Below are 18106 nucleotides of genomic sequence, written 5' to 3'. Positions count from 1 at the left end.
CTTGTACGTACTTTGAATGTGAAGGGAGAGACTGAACGCCATGGGCAAACTGAAGCTTGTCGTTATCGGGAACGGGATGGCCGGGGTTCGCTGCGTTGAGGAAATCTACCAAATATCGCCTGATATATATGATATTACTATAATCGGCAGCGAGCCGAGCCCGAACTATAACCGCATCATGCTTTCCAAAGTGCTGCAAGGGGACGCCTCCTTCGAAGACATCATTCTAAACGATTGGGATTGGTACAAGGAGCGGGCAATTCGGCTGCTCGCAGGTCAAGTGGCTGCTCGCATAGATGTAGTTGGCAAGAAGGTGGAGACTGCATCGGGGGTCATTGTCGAGTATGACAAGCTCATTCTCGCAACAGGCTCTTCGGCGTTTATTCCTCAAATAACCGGCGCAGGCAAGCCAGGTGTCATTGCGTTCCGCAGCTTGGAGGATTGCCGGCGAATGGTAGACGCCTCGCGTTCCTATCAGAAGGCGGCCGTCATTGGCGGCGGGCTGCTCGGATTGGAAGCGGCGCGGGGGCTGCTTAACTTAGGGATGGAGGTTCAAGTCGTTCAAAATGCCTCGTTCTTGATGAACCGCCAATTAGATCGGATGGCTGCGGACATTCTGAAGTTTGAACTGGAAAAGCAAGGCATGCGCTTTCTGTTCAATAAGCACACGGAGCGAATTGTCGGCCGCAAACGTGCGGAAGGCATCTTATTCTCGGATGGAACTCGCTTGTCAGCCGATTTGATCGTTATGGCGGTTGGGATCAGGCCGAATGTCGAGTTGGGGAAGTCAGGCGGCATACACACCAATCGGGCTTTCGTTGTGAGCGACTACATGGAAACGAACGTTTCGGACGTATTCGCAGTGGGAGAATGTGCGGAGCATGACGGTATCGTCTACGGCCTGGTTGCCCCGCTGTATGAGCAAGGCAAAGTGTTGGCGAAGGTACTATGCGGCAAGAAGACGGAGCCTTACCGCGGTTCGGTGCCTTATGCGCAGCTCAAAATATCCGGCATTGACGTGTTCTCAGCAGGCAGCGTGAACGACAGTGAGGCCGAGACGGCTTACCAGCTCTATGACCGCACCAGGAACGTCTACAAGAAGGTTACGATGATCGACGGGAAAATAGCGGGAGCGGTTCTGTACGGAGATATCTCGGAAGGCAATACGCTGCTCGGATATTTAAAGCGCAGAACCGATGTGTCAGTGCTCTCCAGGGCAGGAGCATCTTCCGCTTCGAACGGTGGGGCGGACGAGGCCGCGGCCTCCATGTCGGATCAGGAGACGGTGTGCAACTGCAACGGCGTTACTAAAGCGGTGATTGTGAAGGCGGTTCGAAGCGGCGGGCTACAAACTCTGGCTCAGGTTAGAGAGCGAACCAAAGCGTCAGGCTCGTGCGGTGGCTGCAAGCCGATGGTGGCGGCGATTATCGAGCTCGCCTTGACAGGCGGAGAGGCAGAGGAGGAACCTCGGGTATGCGGATGTACATCGCTTGGTCATTCAGCTCTGAAGGAGGCGCTGAAACATAGTAAATATTCGAGTGCTAAACAAGTGATGGCTCATCTCGGCTGGAACAGGGAGGGCGGCTGTGCGGTATGCAGACCGGCCATTATTTATTATCTCGGTGAGGTGGAAGCAGCGGGGGCGGAGGTTGGCTCGAATTACGACGAGGCAATCAATGGGTATGGGTTGCGTATAAAACTTGGCTCGGGCGTCGAATCCGGCTCCAGCGAAGCTCGCCGAGTCGAGTGGATCGGAGCGGAGCTCGAGGGAAGGCTGGAGCTACACGCAATGCCGCATCCCGTAAGTGTGGCGATTGTTTCGGGCATCAATGGAGGAGTTGGATTGCCAGTGCGCGATGTCGGGATTGCCGAAGCCCCGGCGGGATGGGAGGTTTACGCTGGCGGCCACGCGGAGTATCCGGTCAAGCAGGCGCAGCTGATCGCGGCCGGGTTGACGGTCGAGGATGCCTTAGAGCTTGGCGTCACATGCTTGCTATGGTATGGGGATTCTGCGTTTTACCGCGAACCCGTCTGGAAGTGGTTGGAGCGGCAGGGTATGCTTGCGGTTCGTGAGAAGTTACTCGATCCGGAAGCACGGGATGAATTGCAGAGCCGCAGGTTCGAGGAATGGCCCGTCAAGGCGGTGGCTGACGGAGCCGGAAGAAGAGGGGGGCGCATCCATGGCGTCGAGAGATCAAGTTGACCAAGATACGGGTAGAGAAGGCATCACGGAGCTAGCAACACAATGTCCGTTCTGCAGCGTCCAGTGCAAGATGACGGTCATGGTAGAGTGCGGATCATCCGCTGGACGTCCCGCGATCCGCGTCGAAGGTACTATGAATGCCGCATCTGAGGGGCGGCTATGTGTGAAGGGGATGAACGCACATCAGCATGCGAATAGCCGGGAACGGCTGCAATACCCGCTTGCGAAGCGGGACGGCGAGTTCATACGCATCACGTGGGAGGAAGCATTTGCGACGATTCAAGAGCGGTTAACGACCATTCAGCAAATACATGGAAGGGATGCAGTCGGTTTATATGGTGGAGGATCGCTGTCGAACGAATCGGCGTATCTCCTCGGCAAGTTCGCCCGGGTGGCCCTGCGCACTCGATATATCGATTACAACGGCCGATTTTGCATGTCCGCTGCTGCTTCCGCTGGCATGAAGACATTCGGGATCGATAGAGGGCTAACGAATCGTCTGGCCGAAATTCAGGACGCTGAATGTCTCATTCTCGCCGGAACGAACATTGCGGAATGTCAGCCTACACTGATGCCTTATTTTACGCGGGCGAAGGATAACGGAGCGTTCATCATCGTGATCGATCCGAGGGAGACGGGAACATCTGCGTTAGCGGATGTGCATCTGAAGGTTAAGCCTGGCACGGACGCCGCCCTTGTCAACGGTATGCTCAAGATCGTGATGGATGAAGGTCTTGTGGATCAATCCTTTATCCGCAAGCGGACGAAGGGATTCGAGGAGCTGAAGCACCATCTCGACGGGCTCGACTTGGATGCGGTCTCTGTGCTGTGCGGTGTGGATCGGGCTAGCATCAGGCGAGCGGCGCTGGCGTACGGCCGTGCGTCGACAGGGATGATCTTCACGGCAAGGGGTGTCGAGCAGCACGTCGATGGCCATATGACTGTGCGGAATTTCTTGAATCTGCTTCTTGTTACAGGCAAGATCGGACGACCGAGCTGCGGTTACGGAGCGGTCACTGGTCAAGGGAATGGGCAAGGAGGCCGGGAACACGGACAGAAGGCCGACCAGCTTCCGGGCTATAGGCTTATTGAGAACGAGCAGGATCGCGAATATGTAGCCAGCGTCTGGGGAATCAATCCTGCAGAACTTCCCGGCAAAGGCGTGTCCGCTTACGAGATGATGGAGCTCATGCATGCCGGGGACATTCGGGGACTGTTCGTGATGGGCTCGAATCCAATCGTCTCCAACCCGAACGCCGGGCTTGTTGAGGAAGGGTTAGAACGGCTCGAATTGCTCGTAGTAGCCGATATATTCCTGTCAGAGACGGCAAAGCTGGCCGACATCGTGCTTCCGGTCACTTCCTATCTCGAGAACACGGGGACGATGACCAACCTCGAAGGCAGGGTACTGCTTCGGGAAGCCGCCCGTGCGGCGCCTGCTGAGTCGAAGCACGATTGGCAGATGCTGTGTGAGTTGGCGGCAGGGCTCGGACAAGGAGAGCGGTTCGCCTTCCGATCGGCGGAGCAAATCTTCGAAGAGCTTCGAATCGCAAGCCGCGGGGGGATCGCTGACTATTACGGGATTACGTATGATCGTTTACGCCGGGAAGAAGGGGTCTATTGGCCATGTCCCTCACTTGAACATGAGGGGACGAAGCGATTGTTCGAGGAGCGGTTCGCACATCCGGACGGCCTTGCGGTATTCGCGCCAGTGGATAACCGACGACCAGAGGAAGAGACGGATGTGGACTATCCGCTCATCTTAACGAATGGGCGCGTCCTGGAGCATTATTTGACAGGCGTACAAACGAGGAGAAGCCCATCCCTCGCCGCACGGGCAATCGAGAACGTGATGGAGATTCATCCGCGTACGGCCCGCAAATACCGGATCGAGGACGGTGCGCTCGTGAGGATCGATTCCCGTCGCGGAACGGTAGTTGTACGCACTCGGGTTACCAGCAAAATTCGCGAAGATACCGTGTTCGTCCCTATGCACTGGGGCGGCATTCAGAACGTGAACCGATTGACCAATCCGGCACTCGATCCATTCTGCCGTATGCCAGACTTCAAGGTTAGCGCCGTAAGGTTGGAGCCAATTACAGGAGAAGAGGGCCGTCCATGAATGGATGATGTATTATTTATCTGCTAGTTGTCACGACATCACTTCATGCGCGAATTTAACCCATATACATCGGTTTCCACCCGAACGGCAATTTCCATCAATACAAAAAACACCTCATCGATGCATGGATTGAACTGTGCCTAAAGTAGATGGCTCCTGTATTCGTCAAGGAGTCATCTTTTTTATCCCGCTTGCCCAGATGCACGCGTCTTCTTATCGGTGGAAGTCCGTTCAGTTCACCGGAGGGACCAAGCTACATTTTATAAGCATCATCCCATGGATTGTAAACAAAAGCCTGACAACGCTCGATACCTTGAACATTCCGAGTTACAACGATTAGGTTACGTGCAATGGCCGTAGCTGCAATCAGACTATATTGAAGAGCAAGTTCGGCGAGACCAAGTGAAGGTTCGGGCTTGGTCGTATTCAAGCACGCCTTGCGAAGACCAACCAAACCGTAATTGCTCAACAATTTCTGGTCATGAATTTGGAGCGCAACCACCGGATTCATTTTCGCTTCATTTTAGGATGGTTTCAACTACAAACGCAGGGTGTGTTGAATTGATCATTCAGTAAGCCCTAATAGATCGCATCGCCGATTTAGCGGCGGGCGCATTCGGCATCCTTCTGCCTCTTCATGAGGTAGAGGTTTTTTTTCGCTTAATTGGGCCGCAGCGGTTATAGACAATCAATTCAAAGTCATGTATAGTTGTATACACGAGTAATCAACCATTCAACGTCACATTCAGAAATGAGGTCCTTGATGAAACCGACATTGGATGAATCCCAACCAATCTTTCAACAGATTGCCCAAATGATCATGGACGAGATTGTGGGGGGAGAATTGAACGAAGAGGAACAAATTCCTTCCGAAAATGAATTGTCGCGCTTCTATAACATCAACCGGGCGACAGTACGCAAGGGTCTTCAGGCTTTGGTGGATGCTGGGATTATTTATAAACAGCGAGGGATAGGCATGTTTGTAAAGAGCGGAGCGAAGCTGCAATTGTTGAAGGATCGTCAGCGTCACTATCGCGAACAGTTCGTCCTTCCCTTGTTGGAAGAAGCGAAGAGAATCGGATTAAGCAAGGAATCGGTCGTTCAGTTGATTCTGGAGGAGGATTGATGATGATATACGTAAACGAAGTGGCGTATTCGTACGATAACGTTCCCGTTCTCGAAAAAGTATCGTTCGAGGAGAAGGAGCCGGTGATCGCTGGGCTGTGGGGGCGCAACGGGGCCGGCAAAACAACGCTGATGAGACTACTAGCCGGTCATCAACGGCCTCATGGCGGAACGGTTCATGTTATGGGATCGGCACCTTACGGTAACCCGTCGGCAGTTCAGCATGTTTGCTACATGCAGGAGGATCATCCGTTCAGCATAATATGGACGGTGCAGGATGCGCTTCGTTTCGGTCGATATTTCAATGCCAATTGGGATCAAGCTACGGCAGACCGTCTGGTCGAAACTTTCAGATTGGACCGCAAGAAGAAAGTATCCAAACTGTCCAAAGGGATGAAGTCTGCGCTTCAGTTTATTATCGGGTTATCTAGCCACGCCGACTTAACGATACTCGATGAGCCGACGAACGGCCTGGATGCCGGGATTCGGAGAAAGCTGTATGAGGCATTAAGGGAAAGCCATGAGGAATCGCCTCGTCTTATTCTGATTTCGACGCATCATATTGAAGAAGTCCAAACGCTCTGCGAATCGTTGATCGTTATGCACAAGGGCAAGCTGCTGTATCATCAACCGATCGACGAGTTCCGCGAGCAAGGCATATGGTTGGCTGGCGAACGGAGCGCGGTGACAAGCGTTATTGACGGTTATCATGTGCTGGAGCAAAGCGCGTTGGGATCGAAAATCAGGGTGATGCTCGACGCCCCATATTCGAAGCAATGGAAAGATCAAGCGCAAGCCTATGGACTTTCCATTGAGAAAGCAGACTTGCAAAATTATTTACTGAATATAACGGAAGATGCGGAGGTTAACGTATGAACGCACGGAGCGCGGTATTCCGATTGATATTCGAGGATGTGAGCTGGTATTTTGCCAAACTTATGCTGCTGTTCATTACCATTCCGTTGACAATCGTATGGATCATCGCCGGCTTGGTCTTTGACCTCGATCGGGAAACGCTTGCCGCGATATCCGGGCCTGCGTACTTCTTTTGCGCCGGTTTCGGGCTCTTCGGATTCAAGTCCCTCTTTTCGATATCGATCGGAATGGGAAGCACGCGCGAGCAATTCCTTAAAGCTTTCTACGGCTTGGGCATAGGGGGCGTTATTTTCAGCGTCTTGTGTCTGAACATCTGCCAATACGCGTTAGTCACGATCTATCAATGGAATTCGGTGCAAGCCGGCATTCTGCATGCTGCAAGGTTGTTTCTGGGAGAGTACCATTTCTTCGACTATTTGTGGATCGATCTGATGGTGGGCATGGCATGCTTCGGCCTTTCTTTTTTCGGCTATGCCATCGTGTATCGGGTAGGATTTATCCGCAGCGTCATCATGTTCATGATCATAACGGTCGCAGGCATATTTCTTTATTATGGAGGCACTATTTCCGCCTTGTTCGACTGGATGTCGAATTTCAAGATGAGTGGGATGGCGATCGCTTCATGCGTCGGGGCGGTGAGTCTGGCTGTGTTATTCGCCACGTATCCGATGCTGCGCCATGCGCCATTGCATCCGATGCCGAGAAAAGGATAACGAATAAATGGATGGACCGCTATCAATAACACATAGCGTCCGGATCGGGTGTGCGAGCGGCATTCGAGAAGCGCAAACGGCAGAGATGCCGTTTTTTGCTGTTTAGGCGGTCACAACACAGTTTTATTTTTAAATGAATACATCAAGATGTAAACGGCATGGTGTCGGATCGGGCTAGTTTATATGCCTGCCTGATCTTTATTTTTCTGGACTTACGCTTCCGTTGACAGTTTTCATGTGAAGTTAAAAATGTTGTTGACATGACACCAAATGGTGACCTAAAATTAAACCGTCACTAAATGGTGTCTAATTAAGAGCTAGTCATTTTGGAAAGTTTGGAACCTGGAGAAGTTTCACTTAAAGGATGAAAATGCGGTTGCTCATGACAAGAATGGGGACTCGCAAGTTATTACCGTTAACTTTAGCTTTTTACAGGGAGAAATCCACGTTCTTCAGAAGAATTCGTAATAGCAAAATACGGCTTGCAAATTTAAAAAAGGGAGATGGGGAAATGAGTTTTTTTCAAGATATATTCTCAATATTCAAAAAGAGAGAGCTATTATTTTTAGAAAGCCACAAAGAATCAGAAGATGTATATTCTTTTCTATTTGAAAAAGAGAAAGATTTAACCTGGAAAGCAGGGCAATATGGTTTGTTTAGTATTACTCATAAGACCATAAAAAACCCTACAAAACCATTCAGTGTGGCATCTGCTCCTACAGAGAATATTGTTAAAATAACAACGCGTATCAGTGATGACCCTAGTGATTATAAGAAAGCGATATTAGAATTAAAACAGGGAATGAAAGTTAAGATGAGTGGGCCTCTAGGGTCTTTTTATCTACAAGATAACAGTCCTTCGCTTCTGATTGCAGGTGGAATTGGAATTACACCATTTCGGTCGATCCTAAAACAAATAGAGGCAGAAGGGAATGGAGACGAGAAACAAAGAAAACTACTCTATTTGGATGGCAAAAAGTCATATATCTACAAAGATGAACTTGATGAAATTGCGAACAATGCTTCAATAAGTGTAACTTATCTTGATTCAAGGGATGACTTACATCAGGAAATTGATAAGTTTAACGCCTTATATAAAAACAGTGGTAAGTACTTTATTGCAGGACCGAAGTCAATGGTAGATTCTATTTCTAGCTATTTACAAAATAATAATATTTCAAAACGGAATATCAAAAAGGATGCCTTTTTTGGGTATTAGTTAAGAATGAATACGAATGGATTATTAAAGAAATGATTATTTACCTACGGCAAGTCCCTTGGTAATATTGACGTCACAGTTTCCAATGGGCCGTACAAAGTCGGCAGGAGTAACGTTCACGCCAGAGAAAAGCAGCTTAAGTTAAGAACTAGAGATCTAGAGGGTGAACCTCCAGGGATTTGTGGAGTATGCGTGCAGTAAAGACTCGAGACGTTAGTTGAACGAAACAAGGAGCAGTTTGCCGCGGCAACTGTTCCTTGTTCTTGTTAAGCTAAAGGGCAGAAATGTGGAATAAAACATTGGGTCGAAGTATCAATTCGATTCAGTCTTTATCAAGAAGCCAGAGCTTTTTTCGTCTGGTTGCCTGTAAAACGTTATTGTTGCATTCTTGTCTTCTATAGTCAGCATGAATGAGAAAGGTTCATCATCTGTCATCACATTAAATGTCCAACCTTCCTCTTTGGCTTTTTCCTCGTACCAAGCTATTGTTTCATTGTGTGATTTGGGAACCGAGTAACATTTTCCGCCCAAATGAAGTATTACTTCTGGACAAGCAGACTTGGATTCTTTTGCTTCGGGAGGAAGAGGAATCTCTGAGCCCGAACATGCAACTAAAGCAAGCATAAATGCAACTAACATGATGTGTTTCTTCACAATACCACCTCCGTTCAATTAGACGTATGTATATCACCAATATGTTCCATTTCAACTAAAGTTGAACGAAACAAGGAACAGTTTACAGCGGCAGTTGTTCCTCGTTTCTATTACGCTAAAGGGCAGGAATATGGAATTTTTTAACGAAATAAATTCAAGGAAAGCTGCAGTCTCAAATACTCGGAATTGATCTGAGAACCAGCAATGATCGATCATCGACAAAGAATTTGTCTAGTAATTCACAACGAATAATAGATATTTAAAAAAGGAGAATGTAAACGATGTTGAACAAAAAAACGAATGGTGCAGATGTGATCGGTTACTGCTGCTTGAGATTTCCAGTCACAAATTTGAAAAAATCGGTGGATTTTTATTGTGATGTGTTGGGCTATGAATTGATTTCAGCAGATTATTCATTTGGAGAGGCACAAGTTGCATTGAAAAATGGAAACGGTCCGGGTATTTTTTTGATGGAAACCAAACCGGAAGATGTCACACAATTGAAGTTTGTATTTCCTCGTTCATTCTTTATCACAAGCAGCACGGGGCACGTGACGATGGTTGAGATGTTAACGAATGATTTGCTTGCTTTGCATGAACGGATTAAACAAGCTGGAGCCCATATTGATAAAGAACCAGAATTTACAAATGATTTCGGTTATTTCACCTTTTATGATCCGGACGGGCACTATATTCGGGCAGTCGAAGAAAGAGGCGTGTATTTCGACTTGAAACAAAGAATGAGTTCAACACTCAAACGGGATCTGACTGAGCATGAGAGTCAATTGCTATGGGGGCTATGTGAAAAAGCTAGTTTTGAACAGCAAAAGTTTCTCAGCTCCATCATCTCGGAAATTCGAGGTTCTTGAGTAGGAGTCAAAAAGCATTAAGTTAACGGGAAACGATAGCGAAATACATAACTAAGACACGGCTGCTGGCCAGGGGATGAGATGGCTAGAAAAAGCCTTTTCTATGAAAGGATTTCGTTTCGCAGACGCCACTAATTTCTGTGCTCGTTCCAGCGCTCAGGCGGAATTCGTCCGCCCGGAAAGCGATTGAATCATCACGGCAATGTATGTAGAGACACAGTCATTAACGAAGAAGAGGGAGGAAGAAGATCCAGAAACTCCTTGATTGCCCTTAATACTAACGAATTGACGGATGCCAAGCTATCGGCATCCAAGTGAAATGGAAATGGTCGCATCTTCGCTTCGATCTCGATAATTGCAGGCATTATTATGTTAGCTCAGTAATCCAGGGTATTTACATTTCTATAAAAATAGATATAATCTGTTTATGGACATTTTATTGATTATCAAAGCACTCTCGAACGAGACGCGACTTAACATTCTGGAATGGCTGAAGGAACCCGATGTTCATTTCGGAGCCCAGAGCCAATTGCCGAGCGATTGCGACTTTCACGGCGGGATCTGCGTAGGGGCTATCGCGGATAAAGCAGGGCTAGCGCAGTCAGTGATCTCTGGATATTTGGTCAAAATGCAGAAGTCCGGTCTATTGGAGTCCAGGCGATATTGCCAATGGACCTATTACCGGCGCAACGAGAAAGGTATTCAACATTTCAAGGAACAGCTCCTCAAGGAGTTATAGCTTGGAATTAAATCCAGGCTGATTTTCATAAATAAGTATATCTATAATTATGTATATTAGGATATACACCAGATAAACCAATTGGAGGGAAAGACATGGAGAAATCAAACTCTGTAGTACAATCGCAAATCGAAGATACACTATTTAAACCATTCGAATCGGAGAAATTAAATTTACTTAACCGCATCGTCATGGCTCCGATGACCCGTAGTTTCTCACCTGGTGGAGTACCAGGGCCGGATGTAGCCGCCTATTACAAACGAAGGGCAGAGAACGGTGTCGGCCTCATCGTCACCGAAGGGACATTAATTAATCATCCCGCGGCAACCGGTGATCCTAATGTACCTAATTTTCATGGTGAGAAAGCTCTTGAAGGTTGGGCGCAAGTCGTGGCGGCCGTTCACGAAGCGGGAGGCCGAATCGTTCCTCAGCTATGGCATGTCGGAATGACGCGGACAAATGGATCGTTACCGAATCCAGAGGCGCCGTCCATTGGTCCTTCCGGGCTTGACCTCAACGGAGAACGCGTGAACGAGCCGATGACGAAAGAGGAGATCGACTATATCGTTCAAGCGTTCGCCCAAGCGGCTGCCGATGCGAAAAGAATCGGATTTGACGGAATTGAGCTCCATGGCGCTCACGGTTACTTGATCGACCAATTTCTCTGGGAAAGAACAAATCAACGTACGGATGAATATGGCGGGAGCATGATAGCGCGTACTCGCTTCGCAGCCGAGGTTGTCAGGGCTTGCCGACTTGCGGTTGGACCGGATTTCCCGATCATTCTGCGTTTATCGCAATGGAAGTCCTCCCAATACGATGCGAAGCTTGCGGGAACTCCAGAATTACTGGCTCAGCTTCTGCGACCTCTAGTCGATGCGGGAGTCGATATTTTCCACTGCTCGACTCGCCGCTTCTGGGAACCCGAATTCGAAGGCTCAACCCTTAACTTCGCGGGCTGGGTCAAGAGGTTGACTGGCAAACCGACGATTACGGTAGGCTCTGTTGGACTCGACAAGGAGTTCCTTGGCGCATTCATAGGGAAGAACGCTGGGGTAGCGGACCTAAATGAGCTGTTGACTCGCATTGGACAGGATGAATTCGATTTGGTCGCGATCGGTCGCGCCTTACTAATAGATCCGGCATGGGCTGAGAAAGTCCGCATGGGTAAATTCGAAGAGCTCGTACCATTTAACGCGGAGTCACTTAAGACGTTGTACTAAGAAGTAAGGGAGCCATCTTTGTGGCTCCTTTTTTCATGTTCTCAGATGATCAAAGGAAACCGGGAAAAGGGAAAATTAAATAATGGGTTGAATGGTATTAGAATGGTTTACGTTCATAATCCGCTCGGGACAAGAAAGCGTGGCAACATTGCCACGCTTCCAGTTAAATGTTCCATAAGTAATCGTTCATGGATGTTAAAAGCAATTTTTAGAGATCTGCGCCATCCATTTCGCTGCTTGATCGCACAAATCCCTGCTGTTCAGATGGCTTCAATCTCCCTATATCCGAAGCGAAACTGTTATTTGCTTGAAATCACACGATCAAGAAACTTGTCCGCATCACTATTGAGCTTCCAACCGATACCGAATTTATCAACCAACATACCGAAGCACGAAGACCAAGGCATGTTTGATAAAGGCATGATAACATGGCCGCCAACAGACAAATTATTGAAGTAATTTTCCAGCGCTTGTTTATCATCGATAACGATACTGATCAGCACATTATTTCCTTTAACCAACTCGCCTGTTACCCTCTTCATGGAAGGCAAAATATCCGACATAATTATTTTCCCGCCAGCGAATTCTAACGATGACTCCATAACCATATCCAACTCATTTTCTGGCAATGGATAGTTTGGATCTTGTGGGAAATCCTTGAATTTCACTTTTTTCACTTTACTCGAATTCAAAGCTTCCGAATAAAATTCAATGACTTGTTCTGTGTTTCCATCAAAGTTTAAATATACAATAACTGACATGAAAAACCCTCCTCCTTGTTATAAATGCAGTATATTATATAATAGGTGACAGCTTGTGTGTCACCTATTATATCTGGCTGTGAAAAAAGAGTTATTCAGTAATGAGTTATATTGAAGCTTTACTCGAATAAAGCGTCTTTTGTATTACAGGGGTTAGGTGACTCCATATGAGATTTTCGTGATTTTTGGAAAACGGGAAGCTGTATAACGATGTGAGCGGGAGGAGTAACATGGGGAAAATTGAGAGGTTAATAGCTATAGTAATGATATTGCTGCAAAAGGATGTTGTTTCATCAACAAAATTCTCACAATTATTTGACGTATCCAAAAGGACGATTCTTCGTGATATGGAAACACTGAGTTTGTCGAATATACCGATCTATTCAATTAATGGAGTTAACGGCGGTTTTGGTATTATGGATGAATACAAATTAGATAAACGACTTTTAAGCAGCAAAGACTTAGAAAATATCTTAACTGCGTTGAGCGGATTGGAACAAATTCTAATCAGCGAAGAAGTAGAGGTAACGGTTAAAAAATTGAGTCGATGGTAAGCTCAGCGTCTCTGAAAGTTCCCATTCATCTGTCATTTTATGATTGGGACGGTCGCGCTGAGATTCTCCTAATCTTAAGGACATGTCAGGAAGCAATAGTGCAAGGAAGGCTGCTTTCATTTGATTATATGGATATAAATGGTATCAAAACGAATAGAATGGTCGAGCCATACCAGCTGCATTTTAGCGAAATGAGTTGGTACTTGAAAGGATTCTGTTTAAATCGGATGGGGTATCGAACATTTAAATTGTCCAGAAGCGACAATCTCCATATGGATTTAAAGACATTTGTTCCTAGGGATTATTTGGTTGAACACGAAGCTGAAGAAAGTTTTCAACCGCAACTAGTTGCAATTAAAGCACTGATCTCGCCTAGCATAAGGGATCAATTTATTGAAAGGTACGGTCGGAAGAGTGTTGAAAACTATAGTTCTGAATTTCTATTAGCCACAATCCATGTGCCGCAAAACAACACTGGGTTTCAATTTTTGGCCAGTTTCGGAACGAATCTGAAAATCATAGAGCCTAAAACATATCTTGATGATTTTCGGAGGTTTTTAAATAAAATGATAGAGAAATATACTTAAAGCACAGCGGTAATATGTCAAGAGGATGATTCATGAAAATTGGAAGAATATCTGTTTCCGACATCAAACTATGGATCGCTTGGCCGTGCAGGAAGGCCGGGGTAACGGAGCGCAGCCATTCCTTGTGTTATTCCAGTTCCATATATACAACTCCCATTCCCAGAGAAGGAGACCAGTTGTAATCAGACTCATGGAAGAACGCCAGCTAAAGGGCCATCTTCAAGCGTTTATTTACAATAAGAACTTTACAATTCTCGAAACGGTGTAATATGATAGGTAAAATATTACATTGGAGCTGATACTAATGACCATCAAAGAAGAACTACAAGGGAAAAACATCATCATTCCCGATAACCCGGTATCGAATTTCTTTTTCAATAATACGAGATCCGGTCTCTTATGGTTAATTATTCGATTATACTTAGGCTATGCTTGGGTTAGTGCGGGCTGGCACAAAGTGACTGACGACAAGTGGGTCGGCAGCAACGCCGGCGCGGGGCTTACCGGATTTGTCAAGGGGGCGCTAGGGAAAGCGGAGAGTGGCCAGGACGTCTCGGGCTGGTATGCGACCTTTTTGGAAAATATGGTGCTGCCGAACGCGAGAGTATTCTCTTACGTTGTGGCATTCGGCGAATTGCTTGTCGGGCTTGGCCTGATTCTCGGCTTATTGACGGGCATCGCAGCCTTTTTCGGCGCATTTATGAACGCGAGCTTCCTGTTCGCAGGAACGCTGAGCAGCAACCCGCTGCTGTTTATTCTTGCGACTTGGATCGTACTGGGTTGGAAGGTGGCTGGATGGTACGGGCTAGACAGATGGGCGCTGCCGTTCCTTGGTACGCCTTGGAATTTCCGGCACCGCAACAAGTCGGTTTCTTTATAATTTTCAAACGAACCGGCCTCGGTGAGGGCCGGTTCTTTTTTTATTTTCATTCCTTGAGAATTTGATTTTCGTCTGAAAATGTAAAGGGGGCATGGTTAGTCTTCCGGAGTGCGATCTAAAAACAAGCTTGTAACTTCTGTATATTGGCCACGCTCGATCTCTTCGTCAGAAGCTTTCTCTTCTAACGGATCACTAGTGTTCATTCCGGGGGCAATAATTGGATCGTGTTCGTTATGGTTACGGTTAACCTTTTTCAAAATCTTCATTCCTTTCACGTAAATTAGAATTCCTTTTTATGTTGTTGTTTTAATGATGGTGCATATATAGCACTTGTGTTTTTTACCTTTTAATTGTTTTAAGTTGTCACAATAGACACATTTCATGGTGCAACTCTTCACCCCCGAGGGTATTATGCCCACTGGTTGATAATGTATATTCATGCCGCCAAGCAATGTGGAAAAGACAGGTTAAATACATGGGTTTGAAAATATGTGTAAAAAAATCCCGCCCAATTAGTGAGCAGGATTACAATGTGAATTACACTTTTACCGGCTCGGGGCGTTTCAACTGAAGAGGGGGAGGGATAAGCCATCCTTTTTCTTTGACCATCTCCAGGATCCGAACGCCTAAAGCTGTTTTAGTGAGATGATATTTAGCGAATAGAGCACCAATATCTTCCCTAATTGATTGGCCCATAGCTTGACTACAAGCAACCAAACCTACAGAAGTGTCACATGCAATTTTAGCAGCGATTTCAGGATCAGAAAACCTTGCGCCGGCAGGGATATCTTCAAGTTTTACTGGTGGCCTTTCAGGCATTACGGGTGCTGGAGCAATTCCGTTATTTGTCAGTAAAGTATCGAGCTCTTTAATCTCGAGCTTCGCTTGATCAATAAGAGCATCCAAAACTTTTTTTAGATCCTTGTCACCGGAGTGGTTTAAATATGCTTGGTAGCAGGATACAGCTCCTTTGGCCACAGTGGAAGCCTGCCATACATTAAAAACCTCACCATAATGCATTGGTTCGTCTTTTGGATTACCGCTCAAAATGCCCATTTAACATTGCTCCTCTACATTGTTTGATTTAAAACAGATTTAATTTGCTCAGCAACACAGAAATAATGCAATATGCAGAATTACCATTTGTAAACATATTGAAAGGTACGAAAGAATCGCAGCTAAAAAACCCCCTTATTGGAAAAAGGGGGTTCATCTAAAATTCGGCTCAAGTACGTTCCCGATCGCGGCTTCTTAATCCGAACAAGCCTGCTAAGCCAATTAAACCTAGCCAGCCCCAGTCAAAATCATTATCATTAGCCGTGGCATTTGTCCGGTAGTTGTTCGCATTCATATCCATGTTGTTATCTTGTTGTGCAGAGGCAGGGATTGATAATACGGACAACAGGATTGTAAAGGCGATTAGAGATGAGCATATTTTTTTCATGACCACTAAACCTCCTTAAGGTTTGAATTTTGTACGAGCATAAGATTCCCTTAAGGAAAATCAAATATTCTTCGCACTTGAGTTCTCCATTATTTGTTTGTGTGTTGAATTCATCCCCAAGCAAATTCGCGCGAAAAAGAGGGAGTGTTCTTGTCACAAGCCGGTTAAGGACATAAGTGGACAATTGCATTAAGGTCGTCTTGAAGCCTTAACCAGAAGGTATGGGTCAGCTTTTGTTTAGCGTAATAAATCAACGAACTGACTCATACCTTATATCGTTGAAATACGTCGAAAGGAGGAACACACGTATGTCCTTAACTGCGTTATTTGAACATCGTTTTTGGCTGCAAATTCTTGGAGATCACAGTCGTTTTATTTATAACGCGCTCTCGCCAAAGGAAGCTGAAGATATTCAAAGAGCACAACATTTTATCCAATCGTTCGATCGCCTGCTGGAATTATCCCGTGCCGCTACGAGTGATGCAACCATTAAAACACTGCCCCAAGAGGCACTTCCATTGACTAGCCAGTTGCGGTTATTCAAATTAAATCTATTGCAGAGGCTTCTCCTCGGTAAAGTTACGATCGGATTAACACCAACTTTTATCAACCATATGGTGAATGAACTGGAAGAATATTTGCGAATTTTACATGCGTTGGCTGCGGGAGAAGCGGTACCCCGTTTTGAGGCCCTTCACCACGATTTGCTTTGGTTATTAGATGCAGCGGGTCACGCTGCAGCAATTGCAAGCGACTTGGACTCAGTAGAAAAACGTTTGATAGAACAAAGTCAAAAGTTCGAGATCCATTTTCAACAATTCTACATGAAAAGTGTTGAAATGGCCGGCTATATGCGAACGCATTTACGAGACTTTCCGGCATTTCACAGGTTCCATAAGGATATCGATCTTGAAATGAAGCTCTTCGTCTCGTTTCTTCGTGAGCTTGAGGACATGGAATTGACAGCGGAGGTCCTTGACCGAATCACACCATTGATGCCTGACCACATGATGCGGGAAGAATGTTATTATTTAATGAAGCTCGCAAGTTTAGGAATGGTTCCCGATCCGAAATGCGACCCAGCAAAACCAAGAGTGAAAGTGTAAACAGACAGAGATCCCCAAGCGCCTTCGAGGACGAAGAGCAAGGGGATTTTTTAGAAATCGCTCGCTGTACTTGCATTCAAGTTGTAAATAATGTCACGATTCGTGTTTATAAACAGGATACGTGGACATAATGATTTTAGTTAGCTGCAGGAAAGAACATAGCTATCATTATAGAATAAGATGGAGAGGCGCTTAGTTAATGTCGAATAAAAAGAGCTATTATGCTTTCGAGGAACCATCCGGCACCACTATTGAATTTCAAGCCACCAGCTTACAGCAGGCCATGGTGATTAAGAAGAAGAAGGCCCTAGAACTGGGAATTCCTAAAGAGGCTTTTGAGTTAACAAGCATACGCAAAAAACCAAGCCAGAGCGCATAGTCTGAGGAGAAACAATCGATGAAAGATGAACCAAAAGTTACATGGGCTGCTGATGTTATAAATATGAAGGAAAAAGTGTTCCCGCGAGCAGCTTTTGTACTTAAAAAGGAAAATGATAGACCTGAATATGTAGATTGATATTTAGCCCAGTATGATATCTAATCTAAGATGCTGCTCGTTGGAGAAACTCCAAGAGTAGCTTTTTCGCGTTCTTTGAATCTAAAAATTGAAGCTGCAACAGGAAAGCTAATAAACCCATCACCATATGAGAGGACAGTTTGAAATGAATCCAGAAGTGACTTTATTATTCGAAAATCTCAATCCGCATTTGCAAGTTCAATTGTGCAGCCAGCTTCGGAAAATGGTCCATGAAACGATTCCCGGAGCTGAAGAGAAGATTCAATACAAGGAACAGCATTTTCTGAAAAACGGGCAATTCGCTGCTGTCATTTCGCCTTCGAAAGATACGATTGCTTTTATGTTCATGAATACAGAGGTATGGAGATTCCAAAAGGCTTTGAGGGACCGGCCCAAAGGAAGTGGCTCAAGATTCGTAACGGGGATAAGCCGGATTTGGGGCAATTGTCCGGCTTCCTGAAGAAAGCGTCCGAGTCGTTATAGACAAAGGACACTGTGAACCCTTATTTGGTAC

18 protein-coding genes and 1 pseudogene are annotated in these 18106 nt (G+C 46.2%); 14 read left to right on the top strand and 5 right to left on the bottom strand.

Annotated features, from left to right (window positions below; all coding sequences use genetic code 11):
• Window positions 1–40 precede the first annotated feature (40 nt).
• The 6 genes from nirB (at window position 41) to NNL21_RS14855 (ending at window position 8258) form a co-directional block, all read left to right on the top strand.
• Window positions 41–2203, top strand: a complete 2163-nt coding sequence (nirB, locus tag NNL21_RS14880) for a nitrite reductase large subunit NirB (protein ID WP_204818065.1) — start codon at window positions 41–43, stop codon at window positions 2201–2203.
• Window positions 2181–4325 (top strand): assimilatory nitrate reductase catalytic subunit NasC, encoded by a 2145-nt coding sequence (nasC, locus tag NNL21_RS14875; protein ID WP_204818064.1) that lies wholly within the window; start codon window positions 2181–2183, stop codon window positions 4323–4325. Before nirB ends, nasC begins: the two co-directional genes overlap by 23 nt.
• Window positions 4326–5088: 763 nt before the next feature.
• Window positions 5089–5451: a GntR family transcriptional regulator gene (locus NNL21_RS14870; protein ID WP_204818063.1), complete on the top strand. Its 363-nt coding sequence runs from the start codon at window positions 5089–5091 to the stop codon at window positions 5449–5451.
• A complete protein-coding gene (locus NNL21_RS14865; protein ID WP_256555260.1) occupies window positions 5451–6326 on the top strand; it encodes an ABC transporter ATP-binding protein in 876 nt (291 codons plus the stop codon). Before NNL21_RS14870 ends, NNL21_RS14865 begins: the two co-directional genes overlap by 1 nt.
• A complete protein-coding gene (locus tag NNL21_RS14860) occupies window positions 6323–7039 on the top strand; it encodes a hypothetical protein (protein WP_204818062.1) in 717 nt (238 codons plus the stop codon). The genes NNL21_RS14865 and NNL21_RS14860 overlap by 4 nt, the downstream gene beginning before the upstream one ends.
• A 511-nt stretch (window positions 7040–7550) precedes the next feature.
• The gene (locus tag NNL21_RS14855; protein ID WP_204818061.1) at window positions 7551–8258 is read left to right on the top strand and encodes an FAD-dependent oxidoreductase; all 708 of its coding nucleotides are present in this window, start codon (window positions 7551–7553) and stop codon (window positions 8256–8258) included.
• Between the two features lie 312 nt (window positions 8259–8570).
• On the opposite strand, the gene NNL21_RS14850 is transcribed toward NNL21_RS14855, so the two are convergent.
• Window positions 8571–8912, bottom strand: coding sequence for a hypothetical protein (locus NNL21_RS14850; RefSeq protein ID WP_204818060.1), 342 nt, complete (start codon window positions 8910–8912; stop codon window positions 8571–8573).
• A 281-nt stretch (window positions 8913–9193) separates the two neighbouring features.
• Here NNL21_RS14850 and NNL21_RS14845 point away from each other — a divergent pair, with 281 nt between their 5' ends.
• The 3 genes from NNL21_RS14845 (at window position 9194) to NNL21_RS14835 (ending at window position 11743) form a co-directional block, all read left to right on the top strand.
• Window positions 9194–9781, top strand: coding sequence for a VOC family protein (locus NNL21_RS14845; RefSeq protein ID WP_204818059.1), 588 nt, complete (start codon window positions 9194–9196; stop codon window positions 9779–9781).
• 427 nt (window positions 9782–10208) lie between these two features.
• Complete coding sequence (locus NNL21_RS14840) at window positions 10209–10520, top strand: ArsR/SmtB family transcription factor (RefSeq protein ID WP_204818058.1); 312 nt, start codon at window positions 10209–10211, stop codon at window positions 10518–10520.
• Window positions 10521–10615: 95 nt separating this feature from the next.
• Window positions 10616–11743 (top strand): NADH:flavin oxidoreductase, encoded by a 1128-nt coding sequence (locus NNL21_RS14835; protein WP_204818057.1) that lies wholly within the window; start codon window positions 10616–10618, stop codon window positions 11741–11743.
• Between the two features lie 299 nt (window positions 11744–12042).
• Here NNL21_RS14835 and NNL21_RS14830 read toward each other — a convergent pair whose 3' ends face one another.
• On the bottom strand, window positions 12043–12504 hold the full coding sequence (locus NNL21_RS14830) for a VOC family protein (protein ID WP_204818056.1): 462 nt from the start codon (window positions 12502–12504) through the stop codon (window positions 12043–12045).
• Window positions 12505–12734: 230 nt separating this feature from the next.
• On the opposite strand from NNL21_RS14830, the pseudogene NNL21_RS14825 reads away from it, so the two are divergent.
• Both NNL21_RS14825 and NNL21_RS14820 read left to right on the top strand, forming a co-directional pair.
• Window positions 12735–13645 (top strand): annotated as a pseudogene (locus NNL21_RS14825) (helix-turn-helix transcriptional regulator).
• A 304-nt stretch (window positions 13646–13949) separates the two neighbouring features.
• Window positions 13950–14525 carry a DoxX family membrane protein gene (locus NNL21_RS14820; protein ID WP_204818055.1) on the top strand — a complete coding sequence of 192 codons (576 nt, stop codon included), beginning with the start codon at window positions 13950–13952 and terminating at the stop codon, window positions 14523–14525.
• Window positions 14526–14620: 95 nt separating this feature from the next.
• Here NNL21_RS14820 and NNL21_RS14815 read toward each other — a convergent pair whose 3' ends face one another.
• The 3 genes from NNL21_RS14815 to NNL21_RS14805 form a co-directional block, all read right to left on the bottom strand.
• Window positions 14621–14800 carry a hypothetical protein gene (locus NNL21_RS14815; protein WP_204818558.1) on the bottom strand — a complete coding sequence of 60 codons (180 nt, stop codon included), beginning with the start codon at window positions 14798–14800 and terminating at the stop codon, window positions 14621–14623.
• A gap of 262 nt (window positions 14801–15062) precedes the next feature.
• Window positions 15063–15581 (bottom strand): DUF3231 family protein, encoded by a 519-nt coding sequence (locus NNL21_RS14810; protein WP_204818054.1) that lies wholly within the window; start codon window positions 15579–15581, stop codon window positions 15063–15065.
• A gap of 169 nt (window positions 15582–15750) precedes the next feature.
• Window positions 15751–15969 carry a WGxxGxxG family protein gene (locus NNL21_RS14805; protein ID WP_204818053.1) on the bottom strand — a complete coding sequence of 73 codons (219 nt, stop codon included), beginning with the start codon at window positions 15967–15969 and terminating at the stop codon, window positions 15751–15753.
• Between the two features lie 308 nt (window positions 15970–16277).
• On the opposite strand from NNL21_RS14805, the gene NNL21_RS14800 reads away from it, so the two are divergent.
• The 3 genes from NNL21_RS14800 (at window position 16278) to NNL21_RS14790 (ending at window position 18052) form a co-directional block, all read left to right on the top strand.
• On the top strand, window positions 16278–17075 hold the full coding sequence (locus tag NNL21_RS14800) for a DUF2935 domain-containing protein (protein WP_204818052.1): 798 nt from the start codon (window positions 16278–16280) through the stop codon (window positions 17073–17075).
• Window positions 17076–17274: 199 nt separating this feature from the next.
• A complete protein-coding gene (locus tag NNL21_RS14795; RefSeq protein ID WP_204818051.1) occupies window positions 17275–17454 on the top strand; it encodes a hypothetical protein in 180 nt (59 codons plus the stop codon).
• 283 nt (window positions 17455–17737) lie between these two features.
• On the top strand, window positions 17738–18052 hold the full coding sequence (locus NNL21_RS14790; protein ID WP_309145328.1) for a DUF1801 domain-containing protein: 315 nt from the start codon (window positions 17738–17740) through the stop codon (window positions 18050–18052).
• Window positions 18053–18106 lie beyond the last annotated feature (54 nt).

It is taken from the genome of Paenibacillus mendelii (genome assembly GCF_024498075.1).
Taxonomy (GTDB): Bacteria; Bacillota; Bacilli; order Paenibacillales; family Paenibacillaceae; genus Paenibacillus_Z; species Paenibacillus_Z mendelii.
Note: the sequence above shows the minus strand (reverse complement) of the source record. Positions and strands in the feature narration are given on the sequence as shown.